The 15,994-nt window shown below is 72.0% G+C and carries 12 protein-coding genes and 3 pseudogenes; 6 read left to right on the forward strand and 9 right to left on the reverse strand.

Annotation, left to right across the window (positions count from 1 at the left end; translation table 11 throughout):
• The 5 genes and pseudogenes from AC1DYX_RS16925 to AC1DYX_RS16945 all read left to right on the forward strand — a co-directional run.
• A pseudogene (locus AC1DYX_RS16925) lies at positions 1-292 on the forward strand (hypothetical protein); the annotation flags it as partial.
• On the forward strand, positions 289-1,329 hold the full coding sequence (locus AC1DYX_RS16930) for a hypothetical protein (RefSeq protein ID WP_477260836.1): 1,041 nt from the start codon (positions 289-291) through the stop codon (positions 1,327-1,329). The pseudogene AC1DYX_RS16925 and the gene AC1DYX_RS16930, both read left to right, overlap by 4 nt.
• Positions 1,326-2,327 (forward strand): hypothetical protein, encoded by a 1,002-nt coding sequence (locus AC1DYX_RS16935; protein ID WP_477260838.1) that lies wholly within the window; start codon positions 1,326-1,328, stop codon positions 2,325-2,327. The genes AC1DYX_RS16930 and AC1DYX_RS16935 overlap by 4 nt, the downstream gene beginning before the upstream one ends.
• A gap of 31 nt (positions 2,328-2,358) precedes the next feature.
• Entirely contained in the window at positions 2,359-4,455 is a 2,097-nt protein-coding gene (locus AC1DYX_RS16940; RefSeq protein ID WP_477260840.1) for a coiled-coil domain-containing protein, read from the forward strand.
• A complete protein-coding gene (locus AC1DYX_RS16945) occupies positions 4,452-6,677 on the forward strand; it encodes a bifunctional serine/threonine-protein kinase/formylglycine-generating enzyme family protein (protein ID WP_477260842.1) in 2,226 nt (741 codons plus the stop codon). The genes AC1DYX_RS16940 and AC1DYX_RS16945 overlap by 4 nt, the downstream gene beginning before the upstream one ends.
• Before the next feature lie 4 nt (positions 6,678-6,681).
• Here the strand turns inward: AC1DYX_RS16945 and AC1DYX_RS16950 are convergent.
• The 6 genes and pseudogenes from AC1DYX_RS16950 to AC1DYX_RS16975 all read right to left on the reverse strand — a co-directional run.
• Positions 6,682-6,891: pseudogene (locus AC1DYX_RS16950) on the reverse strand (methyl-accepting chemotaxis protein); the annotation flags it as partial.
• A gap of 12 nt (positions 6,892-6,903) precedes the next feature.
• Positions 6,904-7,155, reverse strand: a pseudogene (locus AC1DYX_RS16955) (HAMP domain-containing protein); the annotation flags it as partial.
• A 144-nt stretch (positions 7,156-7,299) separates the two neighbouring features.
• Positions 7,300-7,668, reverse strand: coding sequence for a Tar ligand binding domain-containing protein (locus AC1DYX_RS16960; RefSeq protein WP_477260844.1), 369 nt, complete (start codon positions 7,666-7,668; stop codon positions 7,300-7,302).
• A gap of 393 nt (positions 7,669-8,061) precedes the next feature.
• Positions 8,062-9,576: an FHA domain-containing protein gene (locus AC1DYX_RS16965; RefSeq protein WP_477260846.1), complete on the reverse strand. Its 1,515-nt coding sequence runs from the start codon at positions 9,574-9,576 to the stop codon at positions 8,062-8,064.
• Between the two features lie 128 nt (positions 9,577-9,704).
• Positions 9,705-10,694 (reverse strand): PP2C family protein-serine/threonine phosphatase, encoded by a 990-nt coding sequence (locus AC1DYX_RS16970; protein WP_477260848.1) that lies wholly within the window; start codon positions 10,692-10,694, stop codon positions 9,705-9,707.
• A 41-nt stretch (positions 10,695-10,735) separates the two neighbouring features.
• Entirely contained in the window at positions 10,736-12,001 is a 1,266-nt protein-coding gene (locus tag AC1DYX_RS16975; RefSeq protein WP_477260850.1) for an MFS transporter, read from the reverse strand.
• Positions 12,002-12,101: 100 nt separating this feature from the next.
• Here AC1DYX_RS16975 and AC1DYX_RS16980 point away from each other — a divergent pair, with 100 nt between their 5' ends.
• Positions 12,102-12,599 carry a GNAT family N-acetyltransferase gene (locus AC1DYX_RS16980; protein ID WP_477260853.1) on the forward strand — a complete coding sequence of 166 codons (498 nt, stop codon included), beginning with the start codon at positions 12,102-12,104 and terminating at the stop codon, positions 12,597-12,599.
• Here the strand turns inward: AC1DYX_RS16980 and AC1DYX_RS16985 are convergent.
• The 3 genes from AC1DYX_RS16985 to AC1DYX_RS16995 all read right to left on the reverse strand — a co-directional run.
• Positions 12,555-13,028, reverse strand: a complete 474-nt coding sequence (locus AC1DYX_RS16985; RefSeq protein WP_477260855.1) for an SH3 domain-containing protein — start codon at positions 13,026-13,028, stop codon at positions 12,555-12,557. The genes AC1DYX_RS16980 and AC1DYX_RS16985 overlap by 45 nt on opposite strands.
• A 7-nt stretch (positions 13,029-13,035) precedes the next feature.
• Positions 13,036-14,649, reverse strand: a complete 1,614-nt coding sequence (locus tag AC1DYX_RS16990; protein ID WP_477260857.1) for a hypothetical protein — start codon at positions 14,647-14,649, stop codon at positions 13,036-13,038.
• The coding region (locus AC1DYX_RS16995) for an FtsW/RodA/SpoVE family cell cycle protein (protein ID WP_477260859.1) at positions 14,619-15,994 on the reverse strand (1,376 nt) is incomplete at its 5' end. The genes AC1DYX_RS16990 and AC1DYX_RS16995, both read right to left, overlap by 31 nt.

Below are 15,994 nucleotides of genomic sequence, written 5' to 3' on the forward strand. Positions count from 1 at the left end.
GCCCGCGGCCATCGTCACCGATGACGGCTGGTGGACGCTGCACTTCGCGATTGCAGCCGCCGGCTGGCGCGCGATCCTGCAACTGGACCCGCAGGCCCCGTTCGCGGAAGCGCTGCTGGTGGCGCGCGCGCCGCTGTGCGTGCGCGACGGCGCCGGCGCGACGATCCTCGCCGGCCAGCTCGACGCCGACGGCGAATGCGAGGCCGCCTGGCCATTCGCCGACCCGCCCGGTACCCACCTGCAGGCGCACGGCGCCCGCTTCACCGTCGAACCGCTGGAGACGGACGCATGATCCCATTCTTCCGGCGCCCGGCGCCCGTCCTCGATGCCTGCGACCTCGGGCGTTCCGCCGTCGCGCTGCCGCTGCATGCCGGCTGCGCCGTGCCGGCCGAGTGCCCCGTCGTGATCGTCGATGCGGTGGGCCGTCCGCGCCGCGCCACGACGCCTGCTGGCAGGAAGGTCGAGCTGCGTCCCGGCGAACTGGCCTGGGCATTTCATCCGGGCCCGTACACGATCACCATCGTCCCGTTCGCGCAGGCGCCGGAAATCGGCCTGAACACGACGTTCGCCATCGATCCGCTCGACCCGGCCGCGGCGGGCAAGCGCTTCGACCTGTACCTGGCCGCGGAAGCGGATGGCCGCGTCGACCTGGCCGCGCTGGGTTCGGCCGTGGAAGGCGCCGTGCGCGCCGCGCTGGCGCAGGGTGCGCTCGACCTGCCGCCGTGCACGGCCATCGAGGAATGGAACGCGTTCCGCCAGGGCCTGAACCAGTTGCTGTACCTGCGCTACGGCCTGACGGTGGACGATTGCGTGCCCGTCGAGCTGGACGACGTCGACTATGCGGCGCAGCTGGCCGCGCGCGCCGCGCAGCCCCGGGAAGCCGTCGTCGCGGCCCCCGTCGCGATCGCGCCGCGCGTGGACCCGGCGCGGGACGACGCGAAGGCGCTGCGGCGCCTGTTCCTGGAACTGCCCTGCGTCATGTGCGGCCTGCGGCTGGGCGCGCTGCCGTCCGGACAAGACCAGTTCCGCCAGCAGCAGGCCTTGCTGCAGCGCATGGACCGCCTGTCGGTGGAGATCACGACGATGCCCGCGCTGGCGCTGGCGGCGCCCGGCCAGCCATTGCCGGTCGACGAGCAGTCGCGCCGCATGCGTCACAGCCTGCGCGCGGCGCGCGCGCTGGACGAGGCCTGGGCGCTGCTGGCCCRCCTCGACGGCGTGGACGGTGAACGGTTGGCGGCGCTGTACGACGAGGCCGAGCGCATCGTCGCCAATCTCGAGGCGGAATGCRCCGGACGGCGCGTCGCGAGCCTGCCGCGGGAGGCCGCGTGACGGCGCCGCAACAGGCCCGCTGCTTCAGCCGCCTGCCCGACGGCACGCTGCTGACGGTGACGGCCACGCGGCGCGAACGCGCGGGCCGCGCGGACGTCAAGTGCGTGGTCCCCGGCGATCCGCAACTCGCGGAGCGCGTGCAGCAGGCGGTGCGCCTGGCGCGCCACACGGAGGCGCGCATCGACAGCCGCGACCAGGTCGTGCTCAGCGTCGACCGCGTGCCGGCGGGGCGCGACTGGGAGCTGGCCGCCGTGCTGGCCGACCGCATGGTGCGCGGCATCTGGCACGGGCGTGGCGACGTCGTCGCGAACGGCTGGTCGGACGCCTGGGAGCTGGGCAAGGTCGAGGGCCACGACGTGGCCGACCCCTCGCCCGACGCGCTGCTGGGCGGACCGGGCGGCCTTGCTCACCTGGGCCAGCTGGACGGCCATCCGGATCCCGGCGCCGCCGTCTCCAGCGCGCGCGCCTGGTTCCCGCTGCACAGCGGCTTCGATGCCGATGCGCTGGGCTGGGTCGAGGTGAGCGTCCATCCGCTGGCGCCTGAGGCGGACAAGGTGGACGAGGAACAGACGATCGCGGKACCGGGCGCGGATGCGGCGCGCCAGCTGGCCGTGCGCCAGGCGCTGGCGGGTGCGCGCCACTTCGACGGCCGCGGCCTCGGGCGCTGGCGCACGACGGTGCGCTTCGGCCCGCAGGCGTTCGCGGGCCGCTCGTACGAACTGGCGCTCGTGCTGGCCGACCGCATCGCACGCGGCCGCGAATTCCTGCCGCGCGCCCGGCTGATCGCCACCGGCTGCTCGGACGCCTGGCATGCCGGCCGCGTGGACCCGGTCGACGATCTCGCGCCGAAATGCGCGCTGTTGCTGCGCGAGGCGGGGCCGGGCGACCGCGTCGTGCTGCCGCATGCGTGGCGCGACACGTTGCCGAACGGGTTCGCGGAAGGCCTGCGTGCACGCGGCGCGAGCCTGGCGTGCGTGGAGCGGATCGGGATCATTTGAAGCAGGCACGAAAGGAATCGAGATGTTGCGGATGTTCGGAGTCAATGGGGCGAAGTGCCCGCGCTGTGCGCACGGCAAGGTGGCGGCGGACGGCTATTGCGCCGCGTGCGGGCTGATGCCGGGGACGCCGCGCCACGCACCGGTGCTGGTGGAGAACCGCTGGGTGCCCGGCGCGGACGAACTGGCCGTGTTCTTCGGCGTGCGTACGCTGTCCGGCGTGTTCGTCAAGACGCTGCGCGTGCCCGCCACGGCGCGCGCCTACATCCTGCAGGGAGGATCGGCAACGGAAGTGCCGCAGGGCGAGTACGAGATCGAAGGCTTCTTCACCCGGCTGAACCATTTGCTGCGCGACCAGCATGCGGAAATCCTCGTCACGCGCAGCGGCGCGCTGCCGGTCGAATTCGAACTGGACGGCCTGCGCAGCGCGGAGCACCTGGAAGTGGCCGCGCGRCTGGCGCTGTCCGTGCGCATCGAGAACGTGCCGGCATTCGCGCGCCACTTCATGACGATGCCGGGCACGGTCAAAAGCGAACACCTGCGCGAACTGCTGCAGCAGCCCGTGCGCCAGCTGGCGGGCGAATTCGTCGCTGCCCGGTCGCTGCGCGAGATGGCGGGCGAGCGTGAGCTGCGGCCGCAACTCGACCAGCACCTGCAGGGCGGCCTCGCCACCCTGCTGGCGGATTACGGCCTTGCCATCGTGCGCGTGGAAACGCTGGCGCTGCGTCACGACCGCTTCGACGCCAACCGTGCGCGCATCGGGAGCCTGTGGCTCGCGGCCGACGAAGCGCGGGTGAAGGTCGAACATGCGCGCCAGCTGGACGAGCTGTACACGGAAGACGAGTGGCGCCGCATCGCACGGGCCGAGAGCGAGGCGCGTCTCGCGCAGCGCCGCACCGAACTGCGCCAGGGCGCCAGCCTCGACCGCGCCGAACTCACGTTGCAGAACGCCGAGCGCGCGCAGGCGATCCGCGCCCGCGAGATCGAGCTGTACGGCCGCATCGTCGAGGCGCGCACGCGCAAGCAGGCCATCGAGCGCGGCGCGCAGGAGCTCGTGGCGGAACTCGAGCACGAATTGAAGCAGAAGGGCGGCGCGCGCCAGGACGAGGAAGCGCAGTGGAACCACTTGCGCGAACTGGCGGCATTGCGCATGCGCGAAGAAGTGGCGCTGGCCCGCCAGGACGCTGCCCAGGCGCGTACGGTCGCGGCCCAGCGCTTCACGCACCAGTTGCTGCAGCAGCAGATCCGTAACAAGATCGAACAGGCGCGCGGCATCGAGGACGCAAGCCGCCAGCGCGCCGAACTCGCGCGCCTGCACGCGGCCGAGGACGACGTGGCGCGCCGTGCCCGCGAGCTCGAGGCCGAGGAACACGCGGGCCGCCTGAAGCTGCTCGAACTGGCGAACGCCGCGCGCCGCCGCGGTGCCGAGCGCGCGCTGGCATGGGACGATGCGCAGGCCGCGGCCCGTTTGCGCGCCGCGGAGCGGGATGAATCCGTCGATGTGGAAACCGTGCGCCAGCGCGTCGAAGCGCTGCGCCGCGACGGCACGCAGGCCGAGGCGCTGGCCCAGCATGAAAAACTGCTGCGCACGATCGAGGCGGATGCGACGCTGGCGCGCAGCGCCCAGCAGGTGGCGCTGGAAGGCGAACAGGTACGCGCGGCGCTGCAGGCCGATGCCCTCGCCGCGGAGCGGGAACATGAGCTGCGCCGCATGGAGACCCTGGGCGCGGTCGACGACGCGACGAAGCTGGCGCTGGCCGCCGCACCGAACGCGGCGCTGCTGGCCGACGTGCTGAAGGCGCGCACGCAGGCCGGCATGAGCGCCGACCAGCTCGCGGCGGTGCCGTCGCTGTCGCCTGAGGAGGCGCTGCGTCTGGCGCAGGAACACGTGGAGCGCGAACGCGCGCGCCGCGACGCCGAGATCGAACGGGAACGCCGCCACCAGCTCGACCTGCTGGCGTTGCAGAACGACGTCAACAAGACGGCGCTGGCCACGCAGGCGCAGCTCGGATCCAGCCTGGTCGCCGGCGCGGCCGCGTTGGCCGGGCATGGAGGATGCCGCCATGCGGACGCCCAGCCCGGCGACCGTTACTGCGGCAGTTGCGGCGCGCCGCTGCCGGCGCGGGGATGATGCAGACGGCGATCGACAAGCTGCGCGAGCTGCGCGCGCTGCACGAGGACGGCCTGCTGAGCCGCCAGGAATTCGACGTCCGCAAGAACGCGATCCTCGATGCCGCATACGCCGTCAATGCCGCGGCGGAGCCGGACGCGCCCGCGCGGCCCGGTACCGAGATCGGCCTGATGGCCACGCAGGAAGTGGGCCCGGCGCACCGCCGCTACCGGCTGGAGCGCCTGATCGCCCGGGGCGGCATGGGCGAGGTATGGCAGGCGACGGACATCGCAACGCACGCGGAACTGGGCCACAGCGCCCAGGTCGCGCTGAAGATCCTGCCGCCCAGCCTCACGGAAAACGCGCTGCACGCGAAGCTGCTGATCGAGGAAGCGGCGCGCGCCCGCCAGCTGGCGCACCAGCACATCGTGCGCGTCTACGACTGGGCCCAGGACCCGGCCACGGGCAGCTATTTCATCATCATGGAATGCCTCGAGGGCGAGGATCTCGACATGCTGCTGGCGCGCGAGGGGTGCCTGGACCTCGAGCGAGCGCTGGATATTCTTGCGCCGCTGGCCGACGCCCTCGACCATGCCTGGCAGGGGCACGGGATCGTCCACCGCGACATCAAGCCCGCCAACGTGTTCGTCACGCGCGGTGGCGACGTCAAGCTGCTCGATTTCGGCATCGCCGTCCGGGCGCGGGCGGGCGGCGCGGGCGGACTGGAGGCACCGGCCAGCTCGGGCACGGCCGGCTACCGCGCGCCGGAGGCCGCCGCTGCCGCCCCTCCCAGCCGCGCGCTGGATGTGTTCTCGGTGGCCGTGATGCTGGTCCGGATGCTGACGGGGGCGCTGCCGGCCGCCGGCGCCGTCCGGCCGGAGGCATTGAACGACGCCCAGTGGGACGTGCTGCAGTCCGGCTTCGCGCCCGATCCGCAGGCGCGGCCCGGCAGCGTCGCCGCGTTGCTGGACCGCCTGCGTGCGGCGCAGGGGCCGAGCGAGGACGAGTTGCGCGCCCGCGCCGAGGCGGCACGGCAGGCGGAAGAGGACGATGCGCGCCAGCGTGCCGAACAGGCCGCGCGCGACCTGGCGGCGCGCAAACTGGCCGAGGCCCGCGCCCAGGCGGAAGCGGCGGCCAGGGTGCAACTGGAGCGCCAGCGCCGCGAACAGGAGCGGGCCGCGAAGGCGGCGGCCGAGGTGGCCCGCGCGGCGCGCAAGGAGACGCTGCGCCAGCAGCTCCTGGCCCGGCGCGCGGAGGAAGCGGAAAAGGCGCGGCTGGAGCGCGAGGAAGCACAGCGCAAGCTCGCCCAGGCGAAAGCCGCCGCGGCTTATGTCGCGGAACAGAAACGCGCCCGTGCGGAAGAAGCGGCGCGCGCCCAGGCCGTCCTCACGCAACTGCTGCCCACGCCGGCCAGCCCGGTCGCCGACATGGAGGGCGTGCTGCGCGACCGCTTCCTGGACCTGGATGCCAAGGGTCCGGAACTGGTGCTGATGCCGACGGGCCGGTTCCAGATGGGCTCCCCGGAGCACGAGCGCAAGATCGCGATGGCCTCCGGTTCGCAGTCGTCCTGGCTCGCGCGCGAACTGCCGCAGCACTGGGTCGGCATCGACAAACCCATCGCGATGGGCCGCTATCCGGTGACGGTGGGCGAGTGGCGCGCATTCGTGCAGGCGACCGGCTGGTGCCCGGGCGGGGAAGTCGACTGGGACGCGCCCGGCTTCGCACAGACCGACCGCCATCCCGTCGTCGGCGTGAACTGGTTCGACGCGATCCGCTACGTGCGCTGGCTGTCCGAGGCGACGGGCAAATCGTACCGCTTGCCCAGCGAGGCCGAGTGGGAATACGCGTGCCGGGCCGGGACGAAGACGGCGTTCTCGTTCGGCGACACGATCACAACGGACCAGGCGAACTACGACGGCAATTTCACGTACAACGGCGGCCCGCGCGGCGTGTACCGGCGCGGCACGACGCCGGTCGGCATGTTTCCCGCCAATCCCTGGGGCCTGTACGACATGCACGGCAACGTGTGGGAATGGGTGCAGGACGTCGTCCACGACAACTACGAAGGTGCGCCGCTGGACGGCAGCGCGTGGGAAGAGGGCGGCGACCAGGCCCGCCGCGTGCTGCGCGGCGGCTCGTGGCTGTACAACCCGCGCTACCTGCGCGCGGCGCTGCGCAACGGCTTCTCGGCCGCGCTCTCGAACGACATCGTCGGCTTTCGCGTCGTGCGCGCGCTGATGTAGGCCGTCAGGCCGCCAGCGCGAGCCTGGGGCGCGCTGCGGGGGCTGGCGCCGCATCGTCGAGCCGGAACGTCGCGGCCAGCCGCGCCAGCGACTCGGCCTGGTCCTGCAGCGCGGCCGCGGCGGCGGCCGCTTCCTCGACGAGGCCGGCGTTCTGCTGCGTCACCTGGTCCATCTGGGCGATGGCCTGGTTGATCTGCTCGATGCCCGCGCTCTGTGCCAACTGGCGCTGCATCGCTTCCAGGCCTTCCAGCAGGCGGCCCATCTCGTCGCGGCGTTCGATGACCACCTTGTTCGACAGGTCGCCGCGTGCCATCGCGGCGAAATGGGCGAGCGCCTGGTCGAGCGGGCGCAGGATCGCACGCAGCAGCACCACCGACGAGCCCACGATCAGCACGGTGCCCAGCACGACGGCCGCGATGGCATAGATCATCAGGTGCCTGTGCAGGCGCTCGCTGGCCTCGAAACTCTCTTTCGTCATGCGGACCTGGTAGTCGTCCAGCTTCGCCGAGACATCGTTGAATGCGCCGAACGTGGCGATGATGTCGTGCGTGAACAGCGCATCGATATGGGCCGTGTCGTGCGCACGAACGGCCTGCTCGAGGGCGCGGAAGCCGTCGTTGATTTAGACCTGGCGGCGCGCCGCGACGTCGTGCGCGAGCGCCGCCTCCTCGGCATCCTGGGGCAGCGAGAGATAGGTGGCCCAGGCGCGGTCGGACTCGGCCAGGAAGCCGTCCATGCGGGCCAAGAGCTGTGGCGTGTCCGGCGCGTCCGGATGGGCGACGGCGCGGTCGAGCGCGAAGCGGGCCCGCGCCAGGTTGTTCCTGGCCTGGCCCAGCGCCACGGTCGAGAGTTCGTTCGAATACGTGCCTTCGAGCGCGGCGCCGGTCGTGCGCATGCCATCGATGCCGAGCACGCCGGTGGCGACGATGATCAGGCCGAGCAGGCCCATGGTGGTGATGAGACGGGTGCGGAGGGACAAAGTACGGAACATGGCGGGCACCGACGTCGCGGCCCTGCCGTGGGGCGACGCGCGTAGAGGATCGGAAAACGGGCGGCGGCTTGCGGTCGTGCCGTTACGGCACTCCCGACTTTAATCCCGGGCGTGGCGTTGGACCATTACAACGTGCTGTTCATTATTCGTCAGGTAACCTTGGTTGCTTTAAAACGACAACCATTTCGCCACGCGATTCGGCGCCGCAACGTTCGCCCGAAGCGCATAATGTCGGCATGGTCTTTCACTCCATGGAGGTTGCCATGCGCATTCCCAAGGACATCCAGATCCCGTTCATCGTGCTGTCGCTCGAAGCGGTGCTGCTGACCGGTGCCGCACTGATCTTCCTGATGCTGCGTCCGGGCTGACGCCGGCAGAGCAGCAGCGAGCCGATCAGGCGTCGTGCAGGCGTTCCGGCGTGCGCCGGCGGTCGCCTGCGCGGTTACGCTCGCCCTGGTCTTCCGGCCGGGGCGTGGCGGCGAAACGCACGCGGCCCGTGAAGCGGGCGAGACGGTCCAGCACGGTGGCCGGGCCGAGTGCCGTTTCGTGCCCGCTGGCCGGGTCGAGGTGCCAGAAGCCGCCGTCGCGGTGGAACAGCACGGGCAGGCCGGCCGCACGTGGCAACGTCCCGCCCGGCGCCAGGTCCGGCGCGACGTCGGGCGTCATCAGGATGAAGCTTTCGGCGCCGCCGCCCGCGTCCACGCGGTGCAGCACCAGCGCGTGCCGTTGCAGCGCGGTGACGACGAAGGTCACGACGCCGCGGATGCTGGCCGTCAGTTCGATGCGCATGCCGAGGCGCAGCGGGACCGGCACGTGCTTGCCGGGCCACACCCCGTCCAGCAGCAGGCCGTAGCGCGACCGGTCCTCGATCTCGAAGCCGTCGCGCGCGGGGCGGATCACGGCATGGCGCGCCGACAGGCGGCGCGTGAGCCCGGCGCGCACCGGGCCGTGCTCGCCGTAGTGTTCGAGCAGCAGGTCGGCATCAAGACCCGCCGGCTCCCAGCGTCCGAGCACGCATTCGTCCAGCGCGAACAGGCGCACGTGGCGCTGCGCGCCCGCGTCCGGTTCCGCATGCACGAGGCAGGCACTGTCCACGGGGCAGGGATGCGCGGGGCGTTCGGCAGGGATGTCGATTTCGATCAGGTCCTCGACCCAGGCGATCGTCGGCAGGCCGACGGACACCTTGCCGCCGTCCGCCGCCGCGTCCAGGTTCAGCTGGGCGATGGAGGCATTGCGGGCGTGGATGTCGATGTCGAGCGCGCCGCCGCCGGCCAGGCCCTGCACGCGGGCGATGGCGGCATCGTCGGCGCTGATGCGCACGTTTTTATGCGTGGCGAGAAAGGTCTGGTGGATCTCGCCCAGCGACGCATCCGGACGCGGCACCAGCAGCACGAGCGTCGCCACCCACGTGCGCGCCAGTTGCGGCCGGGCCGGGTCGCGCGCGTGGATTTCCAGGTCGATGCGGTACTGGCCATGTTCCCGTCCGCGCGACGAGAATTCCAGGAACACGGGACGCCAGTCGCCGCGCAAGGTGCGGTGGAAGTGCTGGCGGTCGCCGCCGGCGGGCAGCAGTTCCGATTCCAGCAGCAGCGCCAGCTGCGGCGGGACGTCGTCCGGCATTCCGCGCAGTTCCAGCCGGATCGCCTGGCGTCCGCCGGCCGCGCGCGGGTCGAAGCCGCTGACGTGCAGCTGCGGGCGTACCGGCTGCGGGCGTACCGGCGCGGACAGCGGTTGCGGCACGGCGGGTGCCGCACTTTCGGCGCGCACGCGCTTGAGCAGGTCGAAGCTGGAACCGAGCCTATCGATCGCATCTGCCGCCGGCTGCGCATGGCCGTGCGCACACACCGCCTCGCCGGGCGTGACCCAGACGGTGCAATGCGGATGGTCGGGACTGCTGCAACGCTTCATGGGCTTATCGGCTCGGAGGATGCTGCGGACGGATATCAGGGCTGGAGCTTACGCGATTGTAGCCGAGCGCGGCGCGCAGTATTCATCTTGTGGCAATAGAATTTTCCAAAATGCATCTTTTGCAATGATCACGGTCCGGGCAGTGCCGTCTCATCGTCGACGTGGACGGCGCCGGGCACGCGCACGAGGATGGCGCTGACGTTGTCCGGGAAAAAGAACGCGGCCGGATGGGCGTCGTAGGCGGCCTGCAAGGCCTGCAGCATCGTCGCGGCGTCCGCCTGGCCCGCCAGCAGTTGCGGCCATTGCGCCACCCAGCCGTACGGGTCCGAGCACGACCACAGCCCGTCCGTCGCCAGCAGGTAAGACGCGCCCGGGCGCAGCTCGAGCGGACGGCGGTCGGCCAGGCGGCACAGCCAGGCCGGCAGGTTCAGCGGCGACAGTTCGAACAGCGGGTCGTTCAGCCGGGAGGGATCCGCGAAGGCATTGCCGAGCAGGAAGGCCTGAGCGACCTGCGGCCGGTGTTCGCCATGCACCTGTTGCCACCATTCTTCCTCGCCCAGCAGGCCGGCCATCGCGTAGGCGGTGGCGGGCACGTGGTCGATCGTCAGCGGGGTCGCGCGCGCCGGCGTGATCTCGTACAGCCGCGAGTCGCCCACGTGGTACAGCAGCGGCGTGTCGCCCGCGCGCAATTCGAGCAGGGTGAGCGTCGTGCCGGGCCGCGGGCCGCGTGCGTCGGCGAAATGGCGCTGCAGGTCGGCGTGCAGCGCATCCAGCCGGCGCGCGAGTTCGGCCGCGCTGGCGCAGGGCGGCATCGCGAGCAGGCCGGTGGCGACGGCTTCCGCCGCTTCCCTGCCGTGGCCATGGCCGCCCATGCCGTCCAGCACGGCCAGCCGCGCGTGGCCGGGCCGCCAGCCGTCCAGGCGACGGCGCTGCACGGCCTGGTCCTGCAGCCAGGCCGCGTTGCCGTCCTCGTCGATCAGCAGCAGGTTGTCCTGGTTTTCCTCGCGCAGGCGCGGTCCGGCACCCAGGCGCGAGCAGGCGGCCACGTCGAGGTCGGTGAACTTGAGTCCGGCGATCCAGGCGCCGGCGTGGGTGTCATATGGGGACGATATCGGCATGCCATAACTCTAACCGGAAATGCCATATCTGCAAGCGCCGATTAGATGGGGTTTTCCCGTCTTCCCGTCAGTAACACGGCCGCGTTGACAAGCACGCACGCGCCGGCCGCCGTGAGCGCGAAGCGCACGCCGCACGCATCCGCGACCCTGCCCCAGACGACGCTGCCGACCGTGTACCCGCCCGCCATCACGACGAGGTAGATGGCCAGCGTGCGCGCCCGCACGGCGGCGGGAAACGACAGCTGGGCGGCCGCGTTCAACGTGGAGATGACGGCGGACCAGGCCATGCCTCCGCAGGCGATCAGCGGCACCAGCACGAGGAGCGAGTGCAGCCATGGCATCGCGGCCAGCATGAGGCCGTACACGACGAGCGCGCCGGCCAGGATGTTGGTCTTGTCGACGCGGGCGCGGATCGCGGGCAGGCAGAACGCGGCCAGCACGGCGCCGCCGCCCAGGCTGCCCATCAGCGTGCCGAACACGCTGGCATCCATGCGCAGCACGTCGCGCACGAACACGGGCAGCAGCGCAGCGTAGGCGATGGTGGAAAAGAACACGGTCGCCACGTTGCGCAGGATGCGCCGGTAGCGCGGGCAGCCGAGGGCCGTGTGGAGGCCTTCGCGCAGGCGCACCAGATAGCCCGCCTGGACGCTCGGCCGGCCCCCGCCTTCGCGCCACCACGCGCGGTAGACGACGAGCAGCCCGGCGAACGAGATTGCGTTCACGAGGAACAGCGGGCCGGGCCCGATCCACTTGAACAGGATGCCGCCCAGCGCCGGCCCGATGATCGCGGCCGTGTTGTACGACAGGTTGTTCAGCGTGGCCGCCGCTTCCACCTCGTCCGGTTCGACGAGCCCGGACAGCGCGGCCTGCCACGCGGGCCACATGAATGCGGACCCGCAGCCGAGGCAGAACACGAGCGCCAGCACGGCGGCATGCGGCGCGTGGCCGCTCGCCACCAGCGCCGCCATCGTGCACGCGCAGCCGGCCTGGAACAGGTTGCAGAAGAACAGGAATTTCGGCCGATGCACGGCATCCGCGACGACGCCGGCGAACAGCGCGAACAGGAAGATCGGGATATAGCTCGATGTCTGTACGAGCGTCGTCGTCGATGCCGAATGCGAGCTGGAAGCGATCAGCCAGGCCGACGCGAACGTCTGGATCCACGTGCCGACGTTCGAGACGAGGTTGGCGCACCACAGGCGCCGGTAGCGTGCGTGGCGCAGCGGCTGCGTCAGCGGGACCTTGCGCCGGGACGGCGCCGTTGCGCCGCCTGCCGACGCGGATGGGGCGAGGCTGTATTTCTTCATGGAACCAGTCTACGGGCGCGACAGTGGACGGTCAACGCGGTGCGTCGTTTTCCCAACGTGACGTTTCGACAAGTCCGACATGAGGCCGTATCATCGGATCATGATCCGACCGTTCACCCCCGCCGACATCGCCGCGGCCGCTGCCGTGCTGCGGCGCGCCGCCGAAACTTTCGTCCTGCACGAGTCCAGCCCGGAAGACGCGGCCGCGTTCCTCGCCGAGCACGACGAGGCCGGCTTGCGCCGCAACCTGGACGCCGGCTTCGTCTATCACGCGGCCGTCGTGGACGGCGTGCTGGCCGGCTTCATCGGCGTGCGCGGCGGTACGCACGTGTACCACCTGTTCGTGGACGCGCCCTGGCAGCGGCGCGGCATCGCGCGCGCCCTCTGGCTGGCGGCGCGGGCGGCGGCGCTGCAGCCAGGCCACGCGGGCATCTTCACGGTGAACGCGTCGAACGTCTCGGTGCCGTTCTATGCGTCGCTCGGGTTCGAGCGCACGGCGCCGATGCAGGTGTCGACGGTGCGCTACAACCCGATGCGGCTCGTGGCCGCGCCGTCAGCGTCCGGCGTGGGCGGCGCGCACCTCGTCGGCGCGGCGTAGCCACAGGCTGCTGGCCCAGCCTTCGACGGGGTAGCCGTTCACGCTGGCCCGCACGCGCCACCAGTCGCCATCCGTCGCGCCCGTCGCGCTGACGACCGTCCCGGCCGGCAGCACGCGCATGCGCGCGGCGCGCACGCCGCGATCCTCGCGCAGGTTCAGGTCGTCGATGACGCGGTAGCGCGCGCCGGCCTCCGGGCTGGCCGGCAGCGTTGCGAGCACCACCTGGGCGGACGACGGCGCGGCCGGCAGCAACGCCGAGAAGAGCAGGCCGAAGGCGAGCGTGCCGCCGGCCAGCACGGCCAGCGCGCGCAGGTTGGGGCGGCGCCACCACGTGCGTGGCGTGCACCAGGCGGCCAGCACGAGCGTGAGCGCCAGCGCGCCGGCCCATGCGAGCCAGGGCTGGACGGCGACGGGCAAGCCGGCGGGCATGGTGGCCTCAGGCATCGAAGCGCAGCACGTAATGGCCCGCGACGAGGTGGTGCCCGGGCGGCAGGCGGTATGGCTGCTCGGGCGTGGCCGTGTCGATGGCGGCGACGAAGCCCAGTTGCTCGTCCAGGTGGTACAGGTCCTGCGTGGCGGACAGGCGCGCGATCATCCAGCCTTCCGGTCCCACTTCGAAGCTGAATGCGTCGCGCGACAGGCCGAGGCGGTCGGCGCTGGTGGGCGGCGCGCCGGCCGCGTTGCGCAGGAAGCGGGGCGAATCGAGCACGCGCAGCGCGGCCAGCATCGGCGCGCCGCGGCCGAACGTGAAGCGCGCGCCGCCCGCCACCGGCTGCGCCAGCGGATGCGGCAGCCGCAGCAGTGCGCAATAGCGCTCGGCCAGCGCCGGCGCGCATGCGGCCAGTTCGAGGTAGACGCCGTCGACGGGCCGGAAGCTGGCCGGCACGGCGATCCGTTCGCGGCCGGCGGGCGTGATCGCCTGCAGGGCGTCCTGGTCGTCGACGGCGAAGCGGATGATGGTGTCCGCGCTGGGGGCGACCGGGACGAAGGCGCGGTTCAGGCCGATCTCGAGCAGCCGCGCGCCGGTCTCGCGGTAGCGCGACAGCCGCGGCAGGGCCAGCGCGGCGAGGGACACGCGCTGGCGCGCCACCGGCGCATAGGTGGCCTCCAGTTCCGTGCCGGCGGGCCGGGGGGCCGAAGCGCGCGACGCGGGCACGGCCGTCCGCTCGGGATCCGTCGCGGCGCGCGGCTTCCAGACCGCAGGTTGGGCCGTGGCCGGCGCCGGTGCAGGTTCGGCTGCAGCCTCGGCCTCGGGTGTGGGGACAGGCTCCGGCGCGGGGAGCGCGACCGCCGGCTTCGCCGCCGTGCTGGCCGGCCGGGCCGGCGTCACGCGCAGCAGCAGGCGCAGCGCGGCGCCGTTGGCGTCGATGCCGCCGCGGCGCGAGCGGATCGTCCAGTAGCCGGCGGCGGCGTCCCAGTTGCATTCGAACGCATCGCGCGGACGCACCTGCATTTCGACCGGGGCGTCCGGGCCGTCGTTGATCAGGAGGACCGCCCCCTCCGCGCCGAACGGCCAGCCCGGCGCGCCATAGGTCGCGTCGCGGTCGTCGTGGCCGATGAGGATGAGGCGCTGGTTCGGATAGATGGGGCACACCGCCTTCCACACGGCGCTGTCGCGCGAGACGCTGACCGTGTACTGGACGGGTTCCCCCGCAGCAGGCAGGTAGACGGCATGGCCGAACCGCACTTCCACTTCGCCCGGCGCCAGGTGCTCGGCCCCGACGACCTGGTAACGCACCTCGTCGCCCTGCAGCAGGTCGCCGAAATCCTTCTGGTGCAGCGCCGTCAGGCCTTGCGCGAGGTCGCGCGCGCGGGCGCCGCGCGTGAGGTGCCGGTCATCGTCCACTTCTTCCTGCGGCAGCATCAGGGTCACATGGGAAAAGCAGCGGGTGGCGACGTGGCCGCGCTGTTCGCGCGGCGCGCGTTCGAGCAGGTCGCGCAGCAGCGGGCGGCGCGCGAACAGCGCCAGTCCGGGCGCCTGCCAGATGGCGTGCGCGTCGAAGACGTCGTTGATCTTCCCTAGTGTTTCATGTTGGACGTAGACCGGCATGATTCGTTCTCCTCTATCGATTGGCTGCTGACGGCAGCGGCACCTAGCAGGGGGCAGATGAAAAACAGCAGGTGCGAACCGCCCGCCGACAGGAAGCTCATCGGCTGGCCCATCACCGGGAAGATCGCGAGGTTCGTGCCCCAGGAGAGCAGGAAGTGGCCGAACGCGAACGCGGCCCCGCCGGCGAGGAAAAAGCAGCGCAGGCGCGCCATCCACGCGACGCGGAAATCGTGCGCATGGGCCCCTGTCAGCCAGCACCGCACCGCGAGGCGCAGCAGCGCGCCGAGGAACAGCGCCTGCAGCAGCCACAGGCCGACGCTGGCCGCCAGCCCGTGCCGCTGCAGGAAGAACGATGCGGCGAAGTCGTCCTGCACGGCCGGGATGCGCAGCGCGGCACCGGGATCCAGGCCGAGCGCCGCCAGCCCGAACATGCCGTCGATGCCGCGCCAGCCGCCTTGTGCGATGGCGCGCGCGCCCAGCAGCAATTGCTGTCCCGTGTGCGGATGCGTGCCGGGATCGAGCCAGACGAGGAAGCGGTCGGCATAAAAATCCCAGCGTGCGATGCCGTCGGCGCCGGCGCCGCGCAGCAGTGCGACGGCGAGCACGGCGCACAAGGCCAGGCCGGCCAGCGCGCATGCCGTCGCGCGCCGCCGCATCGCCAGCGCCTGGGCCAGCATCATCGTGCCGGCCCACAACGCCAGCAGCACGAGCGGTGAGTAGTCGTCGACCTGCACGAGGGCCACGCCCAGCAGCAGGATGAACAGCAGCACCGGCGCCGCCAGCCGCAGGCCGCGCCGCCACGCGCCGCCCGGCGCGGGACCGTCGGCGCAGGCGAGTGCCAGGCAATGCGCGGACAGTGCGGCCAGCGCCAGCTTGGCGAATTCCACCGGCTGCAGGTCGAACACCCCGGTCTCGTCGCCGTACGCAACCTGCAGCAGCAGCGCCACGAGCGCCACGCCCGTCAGCAACAGCAGCGCGCCTTCCACGCGCGCCTGCGGCTGTCGCCGCAACGGCCGCGCGAGCTGCGCCAGCGCGACGGCACCCGTGCCCAGCGCGAGCAGCGCAGCCGTCTTGTGGTAGTGGCGCAGCCAGGCGCTGTCCGGTGCGCCGAGGCCCAGGTCCAGCTGGGCCAGCAGGCCCAGCGCCAGCAGCGGCAGCGCGCTGGCGAGGACGGGATCGCAACGGCGCGGCGCCAGCAGGGCGAATGCGAGCGCGGCCCAGGCGACGACCATGTCGACGCCCGCCCCGGCAGGTGTACCGCCGCGCTGCAGCCAGAACAGGCTCGCACCCGTACCGCACAGCAGCAGCGCCATGCCGCCCGCCGCGCCCGTGCGCAGGCGTGCGC

It is taken from the genome of Massilia sp. P2_C2 (assembly GCF_056404615.1).